General features: G+C 63.2%; 1 protein-coding gene. It reads right to left on the bottom strand.

All coding sequences use genetic code 11. The features are described 5' to 3' along the window. On the bottom strand, positions 1 to 708 hold a 708-nt coding region (locus tag P5G46_RS15280), incomplete at its 3' end, for a dihydrolipoyl dehydrogenase family protein (RefSeq protein ID WP_408905989.1). Position 709: the final 1 nt, after the last annotated feature.

Below are 709 nucleotides of genomic sequence, written 5' to 3'. Positions count from 1 at the left end.
GTCGACCTTGGTGGAGGTGAGGATGTCCACGCCGTAGCTCTTGTACTGCTTCTGGATCTCCTTGGAGACCTCGGCGTCTTCGTTGGGCAGGGCCCGGTCGAGGAACTCGATGATGGTGACCTTCACGCCGTAGTTGGTCATCACGTACGCGAACTCCATCCCGATCGCGCCGGCGCCGACGATGACGATGGATTCGGGCAGCTCGCGGGTGAGGATCTGCTCTTCGTAGGTGACGACGTTCTCGGACAGCTCGACCCCGGGCAGCAACCGCACGGTGGAGCCGGTGGCGATGATGACGTTGTCGAAGGTGACCTGCTCGGTCGACCCGTCGGTCTTGGTCACGGTCAGGGAGTGGTCGTCGGTGAAGTGACCACGGCCTTCGTACTCGGTGACCTTGTTCTTCTTCATCAGGTAGTGGATGCCCTTGACGTGACCGGCCGCGACCGAACGGGACCGGTCGAACGCCTTGCCGAAGTCGAAGTGCACATCCCCGGAGATACCGAACAGGTCGGCCTTGGCGTGGAAGGTGTGCGCGAGGTCGGCGTTACGCAGCAGCGCCTTGGAGGGGATGCAGCCCACGTTCAAGCACACCCCACCCCAATACTTCTCTTCGACGATCGCGACCGACAGCCCCAGCTGCGCGCCGCGCACGGCCGCGACGTACCCGCCGGGACCCGCACCAAGAATGACCAGATCGTAATGAGGCATG

Source organism: Microbacterium mcarthurae, from assembly GCF_046064585.1.
GTDB classification, from domain to species: Bacteria; Actinomycetota; Actinomycetes; order Actinomycetales; family Microbacteriaceae; genus Microbacterium; species Microbacterium mcarthurae.
Note: the sequence above shows the minus strand (reverse complement) of the source record. Positions and strands in the feature narration are given on the sequence as shown.